This window comes from Oxynema mangrovii CENA135, assembly GCF_016632315.1.
In the GTDB taxonomy this organism is placed as follows: Bacteria; Cyanobacteriota; Cyanobacteriia; order Cyanobacteriales; family Laspinemataceae; genus Oxynema; species Oxynema aestuarii.
In genome coordinates, this window is record NZ_JAEOXH010000001.1 from 2,491,914 (window position 1) to 2,508,300 (window position 16,387).

General features: G+C 51.0%; 13 protein-coding genes. 9 read left to right on the top strand and 4 right to left on the bottom strand.

Going from position 1 to position 16,387, the window contains the following annotated elements; translation table 11 throughout:
• Positions 1–33: 33 nt before the first annotated feature.
• From JJD41_RS09825 to JJD41_RS09855, 7 genes are all read left to right on the top strand, one after another.
• A complete protein-coding gene (locus JJD41_RS09825) occupies positions 34–1,188 on the top strand; it encodes a polysaccharide pyruvyl transferase family protein (RefSeq protein WP_234488780.1) in 1,155 nt (384 codons plus the stop codon).
• Positions 1,185–2,438: a glycosyltransferase family 4 protein gene (locus JJD41_RS09830; RefSeq protein WP_200665759.1), complete on the top strand. Its 1,254-nt coding sequence runs from the start codon at positions 1,185–1,187 to the stop codon at positions 2,436–2,438. The genes JJD41_RS09825 and JJD41_RS09830 overlap by 4 nt, the downstream gene beginning before the upstream one ends.
• A gap of 150 nt (positions 2,439–2,588) precedes the next feature.
• Positions 2,589–3,449 carry a glycosyltransferase family 2 protein gene (locus JJD41_RS09835; protein ID WP_234488571.1) on the top strand — a complete coding sequence of 287 codons (861 nt, stop codon included), beginning with the start codon at positions 2,589–2,591 and terminating at the stop codon, positions 3,447–3,449.
• Positions 3,442–4,572, top strand: coding sequence for a glycosyltransferase family 4 protein (locus JJD41_RS09840; protein ID WP_200665761.1), 1,131 nt, complete (start codon positions 3,442–3,444; stop codon positions 4,570–4,572). The genes JJD41_RS09835 and JJD41_RS09840 overlap by 8 nt, the downstream gene beginning before the upstream one ends.
• Before the next feature lie 20 nt (positions 4,573–4,592).
• Complete coding sequence (locus JJD41_RS09845; protein ID WP_200665762.1) at positions 4,593–6,008, top strand: GH39 family glycosyl hydrolase; 1,416 nt, start codon at positions 4,593–4,595, stop codon at positions 6,006–6,008.
• Between the two features lie 15 nt (positions 6,009–6,023).
• Positions 6,024–7,085 (top strand): hypothetical protein, encoded by a 1,062-nt coding sequence (locus tag JJD41_RS09850; protein WP_200665763.1) that lies wholly within the window; start codon positions 6,024–6,026, stop codon positions 7,083–7,085.
• A gap of 141 nt (positions 7,086–7,226) precedes the next feature.
• Entirely contained in the window at positions 7,227–10,103 is a 2,877-nt protein-coding gene (locus JJD41_RS09855) for a WD40 repeat domain-containing protein (RefSeq protein WP_200665764.1), read from the top strand.
• A gap of 114 nt (positions 10,104–10,217) precedes the next feature.
• Here JJD41_RS09855 and JJD41_RS09860 read toward each other — a convergent pair whose 3' ends face one another.
• A complete protein-coding gene (locus JJD41_RS09860; RefSeq protein WP_200665765.1) occupies positions 10,218–11,312 on the bottom strand; it encodes an endo-1,4-beta-xylanase in 1,095 nt (364 codons plus the stop codon).
• Positions 11,313–11,355: 43 nt separating this feature from the next.
• Here JJD41_RS09860 and JJD41_RS09865 point away from each other — a divergent pair, with 43 nt between their 5' ends.
• Positions 11,356–11,511, top strand: coding sequence for a hypothetical protein (locus tag JJD41_RS09865; protein ID WP_200665766.1), 156 nt, complete (start codon positions 11,356–11,358; stop codon positions 11,509–11,511).
• Here the strand turns inward: JJD41_RS09865 and folP are convergent.
• Positions 11,498–12,382, bottom strand: a complete 885-nt coding sequence (gene folP / locus JJD41_RS09870) for a dihydropteroate synthase (protein WP_200665767.1) — start codon at positions 12,380–12,382, stop codon at positions 11,498–11,500. The two genes, JJD41_RS09865 and folP, sit on opposite strands and share 14 nt — an antisense overlap.
• Before the next feature lie 63 nt (positions 12,383–12,445).
• On the bottom strand, positions 12,446–13,171 hold the full coding sequence (gene tpiA / locus JJD41_RS09875; protein ID WP_200667199.1) for a triose-phosphate isomerase: 726 nt from the start codon (positions 13,169–13,171) through the stop codon (positions 12,446–12,448).
• Positions 13,172–13,664: 493 nt separating this feature from the next.
• On the opposite strand from tpiA, the gene JJD41_RS09880 reads away from it, so the two are divergent.
• A complete protein-coding gene (locus JJD41_RS09880; RefSeq protein ID WP_246260120.1) occupies positions 13,665–13,889 on the top strand; it encodes a DUF4327 family protein in 225 nt (74 codons plus the stop codon).
• A 330-nt stretch (positions 13,890–14,219) separates the two neighbouring features.
• Here JJD41_RS09880 and JJD41_RS09885 read toward each other — a convergent pair whose 3' ends face one another.
• Positions 14,220–16,373 (bottom strand): polyribonucleotide nucleotidyltransferase, encoded by a 2,154-nt coding sequence (locus tag JJD41_RS09885; protein WP_200665768.1) that lies wholly within the window; start codon positions 16,371–16,373, stop codon positions 14,220–14,222.
• Between the last annotated feature and the right edge of the window lie 14 nt (positions 16,374–16,387).

The window sequence follows — 16,387 nt, forward strand, 5'->3', positions numbered from 1 at the left end:
ATTTATTAAGAAAGTTAGAAATGGGTGAAAGAAATGGTTTTTTTGATTGTTGGAGCCAATTTTTACAATAAAGGCGCTCAACTAATGCTATTGACTACGATCGCCTCCTTAAAGGAACGGTATCCTCAAAGTCGGTTGTGTGTCAGTCCGACGATTGGCGATCCCGAAAAAATTCGCAGTTTGGGGGTTGAAATCTTAGATTTTCCTCTGTTTCATGTGGGAGAAGGTAAACGATTTGTCCGTTATTTTAAGTTTGGTAATATTTTGAAGTTTTTTAGTAAATTACCCCGAGGGACAATTCAATGGAAAGATGTTGATGTAATTGTGGATATTTCTGGTTTTGCTTTTACCGATCAATGGGGCGTAGAACCTGTTAAAAACTTAAACTTACTGCTCGAAGGTGCGCTCAAAAACAAAAGTAAATATATTTTTCTGCCTCAAGCATTTGGTCCTTTTGAAAAGGAAGGGATGAAAACCTATATGAGGCAAGTTATTGAGAAGGCAGAGTTAATATTTCCCCGCGATCGAATTTCTTATGACTATCTCATTGACGTCCTCGATGGTTCGTCGAACAAGAATTCAGACAAAATTAGAGTTGCTCCAGATATTACGCTGACCTATGGACACCACGATCGCGAGTTAAAAAATTACTGTTGTTTGATTCCCAACGGTCGAATTTTCGATCAAGGTCAAGAAGTATGGGGCGATCGCTACGAGAAAGCCATCGATGAAGCGATCGCCAAAACGTTGGAAAAAACCGACCTAAAAATCTATGTTGTCGTTCACGATACCGGAGGAACGGATAGCGAAATTGCTCGTCAAATCCTAGAAAAACATCCAAGCGATCGCGTCGAACTTTTTGAAGAAGAAAATCCCTTAAAGCTCAAAGAATTTCTGGGCCAAAGTCAGTTTATCATTGGCTCCCGCTTTCATGCTTTAGCCTCGTCCTTATCTTGTAACGTTCCTTCTTTGGGTTTGGGCTGGTCTCATAAATATATGATGCTGTTCGAGAATTACAACCTTGCCGATTATTCTTTTATTGCACCCGACGATCGGATTATTGACCGTTTAGACACATTGCTTATTCCAACTGAAAGAGATAAAATCCGAAACCAATTAAAAGAAATAGAGCAGAAAATCGAACAAGAATCTGAGGCAATGTGGTCGCTAATCGGCGAAAAACTATGAAAATTTTACATATCAGTCAATCGGATATTGAAGGGGGAGCAGCCAGAGGTGCGTACTGGCTACACAACGCCCTTCAGCAAGCAGGAACCGACTCAAATATGTTGGTTGCTTGTAAAGATAGTGACAATCCAAAAGTTTTTGGCAAGTCTGGAAAAGTGCGAAAAGGCTTGCAGGAACTCCGATGTAAAATCGATAGTTTTCCCCTTTCTTTTTATCCCCAAAGGGATCCACTTTTCTCTCTATCTTGGTTACCCAACAATACCTTAAAAAAAATTGATGCAATCAATCCAGATTTAGTCAATCTTCATTGGGTTGGTGTCAGCTTTTTAAACCCACGAGCGATCGCTAAAATTCAGCGCCCTTTGGTCTGGACTTTGCGAGATATGTGGGCTTTTACAGGGGGTTGTCATTATGCGGGAGAGTGCCAATCTTATATGAAATCCTGCGGAGCCTGTCCGGCGTTGAAATCGCAGAAAAAATGGGATCTTTCTAGCTTTTTTTGGCAGCAAAAAAATAATTCATTTCAAAACCTAGATATTACCTTGGTCGCAATCAGTCATTGGCTGGCTGAAATTGCTCAAAAAAGCTCTATTTTCAAAAATAAGCGAATCGAGGTTATTCACAATGCTTTAGATGCCTCTAAATTTAAACCGATGCCGAAAGAGGTTGTCAAAGACATTTTAGGATTCGCTCCCGATCGCAAAATTGTCTTATTCGGAGCGGTCAATGCCACCCAAGAAAAAAGAAAAGGATTTCAGTATTTAGTACCTGCCTTACAAAACTTAGCACGAAGCAATTTACGAGAAAAATTAGAATTAGTCGTGTTCGGTTCTAGCGAACCTGACCCCGCTCCCGATCTGGGTATGAAAGCAACTTATATGGGCCGACTTAATGATGATATTGCTTTAGCTTTGCTGTATGCGGCTGCTGATGTAATGGTCGTTCCTTCCCTACAAGAAGCATTTGGTAAAACGGCGATCGAGTCTTTAGCTTGCGGAACCCCTGTTGTTTCCTTTGACTCGACTGGATTAAAAGATATTGTCGAACACGAGAACAATGGATATCGGGCGCGCTGTTTTAGCTCTGAAGATTTGGGTGCTGGAATTCACTGGGTTTTAGAAAATTCAGAACGCTGGCAAAAATTATCACGTCGAGCCAGACAAAAGGTTGAAGAAGAATTTACACTTGAAGTTCAAGCTCGTGCTTATTTGAAGCTTTATCAAGAAGTTTTGGAACAAAAAAATCAATAAAATAGATGCATTTTTAATCTGACTTTCGATGTCAAAATTTAATCTATAGGGATAATTTTATTGGCCTGTTCGATCGCTAAAACTATAATTCTAATTTTTGTGTAAGGGGGGGATTGAGTAGAAATGATCCGCAAGAATATCGCAGTTTTAATGACTTGCTTTAATAGAAAAGCAAAAACGATCGCCTCTCTCGCATCGGTGTTCGAGCAAGTCGTATCTGATGAAATTAAATTACAAGTTTATCTCGTCGATGATGGGAGTACGGACGGAACTACAGAAACTGTAGCAGAACGGTTTCCTCAAGTTAAAATATTTCGCGGCGATGGCAATCTATTTTGGAATGGAGGGATGCGTCGATCTTTTGCAGAAGCCCTGCAATCGGATGCCGACTATTACCTCTGGCTCAACGACGACACCATCCTTTACCCCGACACGATCGCCCGCCTGCTAGAATATGCCGAACAATTAGAAGAAAACACCGCCGCCCATCGCTTCGTCCTCATCGGTTCCACCTGCGATCCCGACACGGGAAACTTGACGTACGGAGGAATGGTGCGCTCGACCTGGTGGCATCCCCTCAAATTCCAACTCCTCCCGACCGCCGACACCCTACAGACCTGCCATACCATGAATGGTAATTGCGTCTTAATTCCCCGGGAAATCGCCCAAATCGTCGGCAACTTAGACCCCAATTTCGTTCACAGTACGGGAGATTTAGATTACGGCTTGCGCGTCAGACAAGCGGGAGGGACCCTCTGGGTGCTACCGGGTTACGTCGGAACCTGCAAGCAGAATCCTAGAGAAGCCGATGTCTGGGAAAATCCTAATTTGAACGTGTGGGAACGACTCAAAAAGGTGAGCCAACCGAAAGGACTGCCCGTCCAAGAGTGGAAAGTCTTTGCCAAACGCCATGCCGGGCCGTTCTGGCCGTTTTATTGGAGCTTGCCCTATGTCCGGCTCGTTTTTGCGGCACTGTTCGGCGGTAAAATGGGGAGTCAGATTAATGGCTAAACGAGTAATCCTGCTCACCAATTTCATTCCCCCTTACCGATTGCCCTTGTATCGGGCATTGGCCGATCGCGTGGGAGACTTGCAGGTGGCGATCTCGACACCGATGGAAGCCAATCGCAATTGGACGCCCAATTGGGAAGGCTTAAACGTTAAAGTTCAAAAAAACCTGACCTTACGCCGCAAGTGGCGTCACCCCCACGGATTTTCCGAAGACATTTACGTTCACATCCCTTACGATACCCTCTCGTTGCTCGCCGATTATCGCCCGGACGTGATTATTTCGGGAGAAATGGGTTTGAGAACGCTTCAAGCCGCCCTTTATCGACGCTTCCATCGGGAAAGCCCGTTAATTTTGTGGGCGACGGTTTCGGAATACAGCGAACGAGGACGGGGTAAATTGCGCGATCGCCTGCGACGGTGGCTCGTTCCTCAAGCCGATGCCTTGTTAGTGAACGGGAAAAGTGGGGCTCGCTACGTGCGTCAGTTTGGTATCCGGGACGAACAACTGTTTTACGCGCCGTATACCACCAATATCGAGCCATTTTTGCAAGTTCCGCTCTCCCGAGACGGCGATCGCGCCTACCGCTTGCTCTACGTCGGCCAATTCCTCGAACGCAAGGGGATGATTCCCTTATTTTCCGCACTGAAACGCTACGCCGAACGCCACTCGCAACGGCAGTTAGAATTAATCCTCGTCGGCGACGGCCCGTTGCGCCCTCAATTGGAAAGTCAGACGATTCCCAATAACTTAACCTTGAACTGGATCGGTCATGTAGACTATGGCAAATTGCCGGAAATCTACGCTCAAGCGGGGATGTTTTTGTTTCCGACTTTGGCGGATGAATGGGGGTTAGTGACAAACGAAGCAATGGCCGCCGGGTTGCCCGTTTTGGGGAGTTTGTACGGTCAATCGGTAGAAGAATTGGTCGAAGAAGGGAAAACCGGATGGACTTTTCGACCCGATCGCCCGGAGGAACTCGATCTCGCCCTCGAACGGGCTTTAGCGACCGCTCCCGAAGCCCTCGAACAGATGCGCGTCAGCGCCCGCGATCGCATTGCCAGCATCACTCCCGAACGAGTCGCCGATCGCATGGTAGAAGCCATTGAGTTTGTCAGTTCGTGAGTCATAGGAGGAACGTGCCAGTGAAACGGATCGAACCCTGGATGATTTTACTGTTCCTCTGTTCGTTTCTGACCGTTCATTGGCTGCCCGTAGGAGGCGATCGGGCCGTGGCGGCGATCGAGCAGTTGGACGGCCCGACCACAGAAATTCCTGCCGAATATTTTGGGATGCACATCCACCGGGCCGTTAGAAAACCGCAAACTCCTTGGCCCGCCGTACCTTTTGCGACCTGGCGCCTGTGGGATGCCGGGGTACCCTGGCCAAAATTAGAACCCGAACCCGGACAGTGGGACTTTGAAATCCTCGATCGCTCGGTTGAAATGGCGCGCGATCGCGATATCGAAATCCTCTTACCTCTGGGACTTTCTCCCACTTGGGCGTCCGCCCGTCCTCAAGAAGGTTCCGGTTATCGACCGTCGGGAGGGTGGGCCGCCGAACCTCGGAATTTGGAAGACTGGCGCAATTACGTGCGAACTGTCGCCACTCGCTATCAAGGAAAAATTCACTATTACGAAATTTGGAACGAACCAAACGAACGCGATTTCTACTCCGGAAGTGTCGCCCAAATGGTCGTTCTTGCCCGGGAAGCCTATCAAATTCTAAAAGAGATCGATCCGACGATTCAAGTGGTTTCCCCTGCCGCGACCGGAGGGACTACCACCGAAAGCCTACGCTACGGCCCGGACTGGCTGACGGAGTATCTCGAACAAGGGGGGGGAGACTATGCAGATATTATCGGCTATCATTTCTACGTCATTCCCCAACCCCCTGAAGGGATGCTGCCTCTGATTGCGACGGTGCAAGAGGTGATGAGGGAGCATGGCGCTGGGGACAAACCCCTGTGGAATACGGAATCCGGTTGGGCTAAACCGAAAACCTTCAGTTCCCCACAAGAAGCAGTAGGATACGTGGGGCGATCGCACATTCTCCAATGGGTCGCTGGAGTCAGTCGATTCTATTGGTATGCGTGGGACAATCACGCTTGGATCACTCTGGGGATGGTGGAAGCGGACGATCGTACCTTGACGGAGGCGGCGATCGCCTATCGAGAAATTCAAGATTGGTTAATTGGCGCCCGTTTGCCCTCTTGTGAGGTTGATGTCGAACAGAATTGGGTGTGCGCTTTAACTCGAAAAGACGGCGATCGCTCTTGGATCGTTTGGAATCAAGAGACGACGACAACTTTTGAAATTCCTCCAAGTTGGGCCGTTACTCAGGCTCGGGATTTAGAGGGAAATCATTATAATTTAGATTCTGAGGTGGCATCTTATCGTTTGAATCGAGAAGGAAAATTGACTTTCGATATCGGTCAATCGCCGTTACTGCTCGAAACGAGCGATCGTTCCGATGGGAATCGATCTTATCAATGGAAATCGAGCTTTCGGCGCATGGCTTCGCGACTGAGGAAGTTCCTTCTGTTTTCTCTTTCCATGTGAAATAGGTACTCAGAGATGACCCTGAAAAAAATTTATATTGCTACCGGGTTTTGTGCTGACAAAGAAGGGGAAGAAAGCCATTACCCTCAAGTTGGGTTAAAATCCTCCTCTCTCAAGTTTCAACAAATTTATTTAAAATGTATCGTTGTGTTTTTTGCAACGAGCATTCGTCACAATCCTAACGCCCACCATGTCCTTTGTACGAACTTAGAGAAGTTACCGGATATCGGGAATACTGAAACTGAAAACTTTCTCGAACAGCTTGGTGTTGAGATTGTAAGACTGCCTTTTACCTTCGAGCCTCCAGACAATTATTTTGATTCTTGGAAAAGCACATTTTATAAATTAGATTTAATCAAATACTTTGCAAAAATTTGCGATCGAGATGAAGCGGCTGTTTGCCTCGATTCCGATTGTGTATGGATTGATTCCATAGAGGGTCTTGCTGCGGAAATACAGCGATCGGGATACGTCACTTACAATACTGGATTTAATGAAAAATACAAAATCAGTCATCTCAACCGTCGAGATCTAAGCCAACTCTATCGAGAATTAGGTCTCTCCTTAAATGAAGAAATCCCCCTGTACTGTGGTGCGGAATTAATTGCGGCAAAAGACAAAAACTTCCAAAAGCTTTTAGGAGAAATAGAGCACGGATGGGAGTTTTCTTTGGAGCGATTTAGGCAAAATAAAACAAAGTTTAATACGGAAGAACATCTGTTGAATTTTGCCTATAACAGCTTGCAAGCTCCGTTGGGAAATGGCAATGCTTATATCAATCGCATTTGGACGACATTAGGAGGATTTAATAATGCCAGCGATCGACACTTAAGTTTAGCAATTTGGCACCTGCCTTTCGAGAAAAAATATGGATTTAAAAGATTATTCGAGAAAGTAGTCGATCTCCAGTCAGAATTTTGGCAGTTACCCGATAAAGAATTAGTCGTATACTTGTCTCTATTCTTTGGCATTCCTAAGAGAACGCCACAAAAGTTAATTGTTGATACCATGGATGCTTTGCGACATAGAAGTACAAAAATAATTTCAAAAATGACCGATCCTCGATTGATAAATTAAGAACTCTTACAAAAAAGAATTCTTTATGAGATGTACCAATTTCATCGAGCGTTGCCTTGGGTTCGGGAATCCATCCCATAAAAGAACGAGCGCGATCGCCCAACCCACACGAGTTGTTCTAAGCTGAATTAGGGAAGCCTTATGCCCAATTTTCCTGCTCGACGGGGCAACGAACCACAATCTCTCAACCCCTTCAATCTACGACATTACGGATGGCTTGCAGATTGGATTTTTTTTCGCCCCAGTCGCTTTAGCGCTTATCTTTACGACGCCAACCCGGAGGTTTACCGCCGCAGAGGGTGGGCGAGAGTGCGCGGCAGTTTCAAAGTGCCCGCGTATCGCAACTTATATGGGATGGGCCTAGTCTCTACCTTATTCTTACTGCTCTCGATTGCTTCCCTGCTCGGCTTTTATACCCTCTCTTCGGCGCAAGGACATAACTCGTCGATCGAAACCGTCGCCGCCATTTCGCCGCAACGGGCCGTTTCCGCGTCGGCGGGAAACTTTCAGGGTGCCGCTAGCATTAAAGTCTGGAACCTGGAAACGGGAGGGGTCGAGTATACCCTCGACGGTCATCGCAACGGGATCGAAGGGTTGGCGGTGACCCCAGATGGCACCCGTCTGCTTTCTGCGGGGGGCGATCGCCGCCTTCGGGTTTGGGACTTGGATCGTGGCGAACTCCTCCATCAGTTAAAACCTCACGATCGCTGGATCGAAACCGTCGCCGTTACCCCGGACGGAACTCGGGGGATTTCTGGCTCCGCCGATCGCACTCTCAAGGTCTGGGACTTGGAAAGTGGCGAACTCATCCATACCCTCAAAGGTCATACGGGTACGGTCACCACGGTGGCAGTGCTTCCGGAGAATCGCGCCCTCTCCGGTAGCACGGACGGCACCCTCAAACTTTGGGATTTGCGCGCGGGGACCGAACTCGACACCCTCGAAGGACATAACGCCGGAGTCACGGTGGTGCGAGCGATCGGAGATCGCGCCGTGTCTGGCAGTACCGACGGCACCTTGAAAGTCTGGGATTTAGAACGCGCCACCGCCGTGCATACCCTCACCGGACACGAGAATGAGATTCGGGCGATCGCCGCTATCGGTGACGGACAGGCGATCTCCGCCTCGGCTGACCGCACCTTAAAAATCTGGAATCTCAACGACGGCAGCCTCGTACACACCCTCGCCGACCATACCGGGTGGGTCGAGGACGTGATGGTGACTCCCGACGGAACCCGGGCGATTTCTGCTGCGAGCGATCGCACCTTGAAAATTTGGGATGTCCGACAAGGAACCCTCTTGCATACCCTCATCGGTCATCGGGAGTGGATTCGCTCGATCGCCATTACCCCAGACGGAACCCGGGTCATTTCCGGGGCGGGCGATCGCCAGCCCAAAGTCTGGGACGTTCGATCGGGACGCGAAATTCCCCTCAAAACGGCCAATCGCATCGCCGCGATCGCCACCGTCGGTTTTAGTATCAGCTTTGTTTGGGTCTGCCTCGCTGCCGTCTTGAGTAGCGCGATCGCCCTCGCTGCCGCTACTACTAGCTTTGGGGTCGCCGGAACGGTCATCCTAGCATTGGCGATCGCCATGACCAGCGCCGTCGTCTTTACGGTCGTCTTTGTTTTTGCAGATGTCCTGCAAGTCAATCCCCATTTTTACCAGCAATTCGGCGAGCTAGACCTCGATGCGGATACAGTCAGGCTCATCTACAGTCTGGCGATCGGAACCCTCGCCTCCGTGACTTTCAATCTCGTCAACCGTCAGGCTCTCGGGGTTTTCGCCCCCTTCGTCTTCTTAATGCTGCTGGCCGCAGGGATCGGCGTTTTTGAAGCGAGTATTTTACAAAACTCTCAGATTATCACCACCAAACGCTTGATTGCCGGAGTCAAAATCGCTTGGACTGTGGCCATTACCTTTAACTTAAGCGTACTGCTCGGTTCCGTGCGCGCTATCTTTTATCCGATCGACGCCATTGCCTGGTTGCGCGGTCGCACTCAAACCCATCCGGTTCGCCGGGACGAATCCCTGGTGTTACCCGTCCCCCAAAGCGAGCGCTACCTTTACCGCGCCTTGCACAGAGACGAACGCCAGGGACTGCGCGAGATCGCTGCCGTGGCCCGCAATCCCTTCCAACGGGCGATCGCCCAGCGCGTCCTCTACCGCTACCTGCACGAAAATTCCGACCCACTCCATTTCCTCTATCGCTGGCTCGAAGATCCCGAACTTGAGGCTTACGCGATCGCTCCGGTGACCGCCTCCGACTGGGCCTTGATTCCGTCGCGCCGACAATTACTCCTCGGCGAACTCAACGGCAGATTGGTCGAATGTAGCGGCGAATGGGGCAACCAGCTCGCCGAGCGCTGCGTCTGGTTCCTGACCGCGTGGCGGCGATCGCGCCGCCAAACTCCCCTGACTCGCTTTGCGGGAGTCTTGTACGAACTGCTCGACGAAACCCACCTCCAGGCCGATCGATTCCCTGTATTAACCCCAGAATCGAACTACAACGATCTCAAAAAGTATTACGGCGGCGTCGAAATCGCCCATTCCCTCAACGCACTCACGGCCTTTTTGGGCTATCAAACCCTCGGCGAACTCCAGACGGCGGCGGAATGGGTCGCGTTGATGGCCAAAGAAGGTCTCTACGAACGTCACGACGATGCTCCTGACTCCTTTGGAGTCGCCGAGGGTACTCAGACCCAACCCGATTCTGCTGTGGAGACCCTACGGGAACGCCTCGTCCCCACTTCGGGCGCCGTGCGACCCGCCGTTCTCGACGCGATCGCCCGCTTGGCAGACATCGCCGCCCTCACCCGTACCGCCACCGAAGCGTCCTGCGAATCGCAATTGGCGGTGTTGGCGCGATCGACGGCAGCGTTAGCCGACCTCGATGCTGTTGTGACGGCGGAACTTATCGATCCGGAATGCACGATCGTCCGCAAAATTATCCACCAGTGGCAAGGGGCGATCGCCCGGGCGATCGCTCAAGTCAACCGCAACTCTTCCCCGGTTTAACTCCGGCGGGTGCGATCGGGTCATCAATTCGGCCAAGCCACTACGGGCCTTACACGCCTTTTCAAAAATGGATCGACCCGATCGCTCTTTCCCAAGATCCCCTTATTTCTCAGCTTATTTCCCTTCAGAATCGAGGGATTTTTCAAACACTTCAACCATTCGATCGTAAGCGGGTTTCGGTTGATAACTGCGATCGAAAATCATCGGTGCTTTACCTCCCGTAAATCCTTGAAGCCAGGAATGCGCGTCGGTCAATCCCCACATCAAGAAGTTATTGCAATTCGAGTTCTCCAGACAGACGTCTAAAAATGCTCCGTACAGCCGTGCTTGTTCTGCTAATTTTTCCTCGCGATCGGCACCTTTCAATGCCGTAATCGGAACGTCCATTTCAGTAATCAATACTTCTAACCCGAGTTCTTGCAAGCGCTTCATGTTTTTGTTCACTTCCTCGGGGTCGTTGGCGGACAGAAAGCCGATATGACTCTGGAAACCTACCCCATCCACGGGGATACCTCGTTCTAACATCCCTTTCACTAAGTCGTACATGCCGTCGGATTTAGAATTGAGTCCTTCGGCATAATCGTTGATGTACAGTAAGGCATCGGGATCGGCTTCTTTGGCCCATTGAAAGGCTAAATCGATATATTCCGGACCGATCGTTTTAAACCAAATACTTTCGCGCAAGGAGCCGTCGGAATTGAGGGGTTCGTTGACGACATCCCAGGCTAAAACTTGACCGCGATAGTGGCTCAAAATTTTTTGAATGTGGTCTTTCATAATGGCGAGCAGTTCTTCGCGGCTGAAGTGACTCTCGGTAACCCAGCGAGGCAGTTGGTGAAACCAGATGGGAGCGTGTGCGATCACTTTCATGCCGTGTTTTCTGGCAAAGGTAACGATCTCGTCGGAGTCGCTGAAGTCGTAACGATCGCGCTCGGGATGAATATTTTGGAATTTCATCGAGTTTTCCGGGATGAGCGCGTTAAACTCCCGGGCGAGTAAGTCCCGATAGAGGGGATCTTTACGTAAAGGGGTGGCATTGACGGCTACCCCGATCGCAAAGTTTCGTTGGGCGGCAAGGTGGCGCAAGGAAATGGGGGAGGCTTGGGCGGTTTGTTGGGTTTGGGAAACGGGCGAACGGCTACAACTGGCGGCGGTGAAACCAAGGATTAGAGAGAGGCAAAATGCGACTAACCAGGAAACTCTCAACATAAAAATGGTTATTTTTTGCTAACTAATTTTTTATAACTGAGGCTTGGAGCAGGGACGCGATACGCCGAAGGCGTCGCTACGCGATCGCGACGCCAAAGAAAAATATAGTTTGATTGTGTCGTTTGATGCTCCGGCGATCGCCTGCTTTCAAACCGGGCTGTTCGTGTTGATTTTACAAACAGTCTCTAAAAAACTCTAAAAATCGCATCGGCGACCCGGCAAACGTCAGCCATTTCGGCGACGTCGTGAACGCGGACGATATCGGCGCCGCCCGCGATCGCCGCACAACAGGCCGCCGCCGTTCCCCAAACGCGCTGTTTTGGATCCGGGCGATCGAGGAGGTGGCCGATAAAGCTCTTGCGGGACGGTCCGACTAATACAGGCACGCCGAGACGCCGAAAAACGGGGATTTTTCGTAAAATTTCCAAGTTCTGTTCGTAAGTTTTGGCGAAACCGATGCCCGGATCGACGACGATTTTCTCCCGAGGGATGCCCGCCGCGATCGCCGCGTCGATTTGGGTTTCGAGAACCCGATAAATTTCGCCGATTAAATCGTCGTAATCGGTTAATTGCTGCATGGTTTGTGGGGTTCCCCTCATGTGCATGAGGATCGCCCCGACGCCGAGGGCGGCGATCGTCGGTAACATTTGCGGGTCGGCCAAACCGCCGCTCACGTCGTTTACCCAGGTGGCGCCTGCTTCGACCGCCGCTTCGGCGACGGACGCTCGCGTGGTATCGACGGAAATGGGGAGATTCTCGAACGTCGAAGCGAAGGGCGAGGAAGGATCCCGCAGCGATCGCACCACCGGGACCACCCGATCGCGCTCTTGTTCGGGAGAAACCTCCCGGGCGCCGGGGCGAGTCGATTGACCGCCGAGATCGAGCAGATCGGCGCCCGCCTCGACTAATTCGCGGGCGCGGGCGATCGCCGTTGCCACGGTATCGTACTGTCCCCCATCGCTAAAACTATCGGGAGTCACGTTGAGGATGCCCATAATATAGGTTTTGCGACCCCAGACGAACGGGCGATCGCTTCGCGACGCCTCTGGCGTATCGCTCGCTGATTCCATCACCATTACTCCTGTTTATGGTTCGAGACTTCCCCATCGGTCGATCGCTGGGGCGATCGTCACTTACTTGTAATTGACAATCTGACCCCAACTGTCGGGTTGGAGGCTGGCGCCACCGACTAGCACGCCGTCAATTTCCGGTTGAGCCATAATTTCGTCGATGTTATTCGGCTTGACGGAACCGCCGTACTGAATCGTCACATTTTTATCGGTCAATTTCGAGCGAATCAAACCGATAATGCGATTGGCTTCCACCGCCTCGCAGGTTTCCCCCGTACCGATCGCCCAAATCGGTTCGTAAGCAATCACGAGATTCCCTTGGTCGATCCCGACTAAATCTTTCTCCAGTTGGGAAAAAATATGGGCTTCGGTTTGACCCGCGTCCCGTTGTTCTTTGGTTTCGCCGACACAGAGAATCGGCGTCAAGCGGTGGCGTTGGGCAGCTTTCAAGCGTTGGTTGACCGTTTCATCCGTTTCGCCGAAATATTGACGGCGTTCGCTGTGACCGACGATGACATAGCGCACGCCCAGTTCGGCTAGCATCGGACCGGACACTTCCCCGGTATAGGCTCCGGCTTCTTCCCAGTGAACGTTCTGAGCTCCGAGACGCACTCGCAGTCCGTGCATGTTTTTCGACAGCACGGGCAATGCGGTAAAGGGAGCGCACAAGACGATTTCCCGTTCGTCGGGGGTGTCTTCCAACAAGGGTTTAAACCCTTCTAAAAACTCCAGGGACTCCGCCTGGGTTTTGTACATTTTCCAATTACCAGCCAGGATAATTTTACGCACGGGTAACTTTTGTCTGATTGAGAACACAACAATAGATGCTCGATCCAGTTTGACATCTCGTTACCCCAAATCAAAGATGAGGGCGCCCTTTTCCAGTACGGACTTCCGTCCCGAGGGGGTAGGGAGAGCGCGATCGCGGTTCGGCGATCGGCGCCCCACGCGGGTCTAAACCGGGGCGATCGCCAACATTTTAAGAATGCTTCGCTGCTTTTGAGACCAAAAATATTTTCAAAACTCGGGAAAATCCGAAAAAGCAAAAGAGATTTGCAATTTTAAAATGAAGATTTGACTGACAAGTCTAGATAAATTTGTTAGCATGTCTGGAGAGTAAAAAAGTGTAGTTTATAACAAAGTACAAAGATGCTTTAACATTTCTATATTTTTCTATATTTCTTCTAAAAGCCTAAACCGAGCAACAGCTCTGGAGAGATGATAAAGGGGCAATAGCCTAAGTGTTTATTCTTAGATTCCCTACAGGAGCGTAATTTTAATGATGATTTCTACAAGCCTTTGTTATAACATCAACGTCATTAAAGCTGAAGCCCGTCGGCTAGTTCATAATGGCATTGTCAGCCGTCAGCAACCGATTTATACCCTTTGCCAGTACATCCCGGCGCGAGAATGGGAATTCGTGGAACTCGAACTCGAACGCAATGAATTTCTGTTGCGCGATCGCATTGGCGATCTGATGGGACGGGAAGAGTGGGAAGACGATTGAGGAGTTCGCACGACCCTCGATGTTCTCGATTCGGTTAACGGTTTAGCCGCGCTGCGATCGGCGAGGTCAGAGGGGTTTTGCGCTGAAAAATAACGAACGGTATTTGACCTGAGAGACGGCGAGGGAGGCAGCGTGGCGATCGCCGCGCCCGAACAGTCAAAAAAACACTGAAAAAGCTTCTGAATCCAGAAGCTTTCCAACCCCGGCGATCGCCCGATTGGTGAGATGCGCGCAGGCGGTGAAAGCCCGCGCATTGTCCTCCAACCCAGCTCGATCGCCTCTTCTCGTTTCAAGTTCAAAGAGACGAAAGCGCCATTTCAACGCGGCAGATCAAGTCAATCCGGCTGCGGCGCGGGCGGCTGCCGCTTCGTCGGGATGAATGTTCAAGCGCGTCAAGTTAATCCGACCTTTATTGTCGATATCGCGAATTTTAACCACTACGCGATCGCCGACGGCTAGCTCGTCTTCCACCTTACCGACGCGGTAATCCGCCAATTGCGAAATGTGGATCATCCCTTCTTTCCCCGGGAGAAACTCCACGAACGCCCCAATCGGAATAATCCGCGTGACGCGACCGGAATAGACGTCCCCCGCCGAAAGCTTGCGAGTCATGTTGCGAATGATTTCGAGCGCGCGTTGGGCTTTTTCCGCTTCGACCGCCGATACCGTAACGGTTCCGTCGTCTTCGATATCGATCTTCGCCCCGGTTTCTTCCGTAATCCCCTTGATCGTTTTGCCACCCGGTCCGATCACCATCCCGATTAAATCCGGATCGATCTTGAGGGTCAACAGGCGCGGTGCGTAAGGAGACTGCTCCCCGCGCGGCGCGTCGATCGCTTCGAGCATTTTTTCGAGAATGTGCAGCCGTGCGGGTTTCGCTTGCTGAATCGCTTTGGCGACGGTTTCGATGGACAATCCGGAAATCTTCATATCCATCTGGAGGGCCGTAATCCCGGTATCGGTTCCCGCGACTTTGAAATCCATATCGCCGAGGAAATCTTCGATCCCTTGAATGTCCGTGAGGACGCGCACTTCGTCCCCTTCCTTAATCAACCCCATCGCCGCGCCGGACACGGGTTTGAGAATCGGAACCCCGGCATCCATCAGGGCCAAGGTCGAACCGCACACCGAACCCATCGAGGTCGAACCGTTGGACGAAAGCACTTCCGAAACCACGCGAATCACGTAGGGGAAATCTTCTTGTTTCGGCAGTACGGGAATTAACGCCCGTTCGGCGAGGGCTCCGTGACCGATTTCGCGGCGTCCCGGCGATCGCATCGGTCGGGTTTCGCCGACGGAGAACGGCGGGAAATTGTAATGGTGCAGGTAATTCTTCTGATCTTCCGGATGCAAGTCGTCGGCGAGGTCTTGAGCGTCTCCCGGCGTTCCTAACGTTACCAGGGAGAGGACCTGAGTCAGACCCCGGTTGAACAAACCACTTCCGTGTACTCGTTTCGGTAAAACGCCGACTCGGCAAGTCACCGGACGCACTTGGTCGAGTTTGCGACCGTCTACGCGGATGTCGTCTTCGACGATTTGCTTGCGCATCAATTTTTTGGTGACATCTTTAAAGATGTTCGCCAAAGCTTTGCTGTTTTCTTCGACCGCCACCCGTTCGGTTGCTTCTTCGTCGAGGGCGAGAATTTCTTCTTTAATCGACTCTTGGATTTCGTCTAAGAGCTTGTCGCGCGAGGTTTTATCGAGTTCGAATTGAGACAGCACCTTTTTAATGGGATCCGTGGCGCGATCGCGCACGAAAACTTCGAGGGTTTCGTCGGTGACCGGGGCTTCTTCCACCGCAGGTTCGATCCCCAACTCTGCGAGGATTTCGCGCTGCGCTTTAATTAAGTCCGTCGCCGCTTCCAAGCCGAAATCGATCGCCTCGATGATATCTTGTTCCGGCAGTTGGTTCGCCCCGGCTTCTACCATGATCACGCCGTCGGGACTCCCCGCCACCACCAGGTCTAAATCGCCGCTACCGACTTCCTTGTAGGTGGGATTGATGATAAAGTCGTCGCCGACCAAGCCGACCCGTACCGCCGCCATCGGTCCTTTAAAGGGGATTTGCGCGAGCAGCACCGCCATCGACGCCCCGGTGACCGCGAGGACGTCCGGAGGAACTTGTTCGTCCATCGATAAGGTGGTGGCGACAATTTGAATGTCGTCGCGAATCCATTGGGGAAACAACGGTCGTAACGGGCGATCGATCAGACGACTGGTGAGGGTGACTTTTTCCGGCGGGCGTCCTTCCCGTCGCAGGAAACCGCCGGGGATTTTCCCTGCAGCATAGAGTCTTTCTTCGTAATCGACTAACAACGGCAGGAAATCAATCCCTTCTCGTCCCTTCGATCGCGTGGCGGTGACCAAAACCGAGGTATCTCCCGACTGAATCAAGACCGCACCCCCTGCTTGAGGTGCATATAAGCCTATACTGAGTCGAATATCCCGTCCGTCAAAGGATATTGACTTTTCAATCTCGTTCATGCAGTCCTTTTTCC

What these genes read in the sequence shown, in the direction of transcription:
- JJD41_RS09860 (WP_200665765.1), bottom strand. Translation starts at nt 11,312, where the DNA reads ATGTTGAGAGTTTCCTGGTTAGTCGCATTTTGCCTCTCTCTAATCCTT.
- folP (WP_200665767.1), bottom strand. Translation starts at nt 12,382, where the DNA reads ATGGAATCAGCGAGCGATACGCCAGAGGCGTCGCGAAGCGATCGCCCG.
- JJD41_RS09835 (WP_234488571.1), top strand. Translation starts at nt 2,589, where the DNA reads ATGACTTGCTTTAATAGAAAAGCAAAAACGATCGCCTCTCTCGCATCG.
- JJD41_RS09825 (WP_234488780.1), top strand. Translation starts at nt 34, where the DNA reads ATGGTTTTTTTGATTGTTGGAGCCAATTTTTACAATAAAGGCGCTCAA.
- JJD41_RS09855 (WP_200665764.1), top strand. Translation starts at nt 7,227, where the DNA reads ATGCCCAATTTTCCTGCTCGACGGGGCAACGAACCACAATCTCTCAAC.
- JJD41_RS09850 (WP_200665763.1), top strand. Translation starts at nt 6,024, where the DNA reads ATGACCCTGAAAAAAATTTATATTGCTACCGGGTTTTGTGCTGACAAA.
- JJD41_RS09880 (WP_246260120.1), top strand. Translation starts at nt 13,665, where the DNA reads ATGATTTCTACAAGCCTTTGTTATAACATCAACGTCATTAAAGCTGAA.
- JJD41_RS09830 (WP_200665759.1), top strand. Translation starts at nt 1,185, where the DNA reads ATGAAAATTTTACATATCAGTCAATCGGATATTGAAGGGGGAGCAGCC.
- JJD41_RS09840 (WP_200665761.1), top strand. Translation starts at nt 3,442, where the DNA reads ATGGCTAAACGAGTAATCCTGCTCACCAATTTCATTCCCCCTTACCGA.
- JJD41_RS09885 (WP_200665768.1), bottom strand. Translation starts at nt 16,373, where the DNA reads ATGAACGAGATTGAAAAGTCAATATCCTTTGACGGACGGGATATTCGA.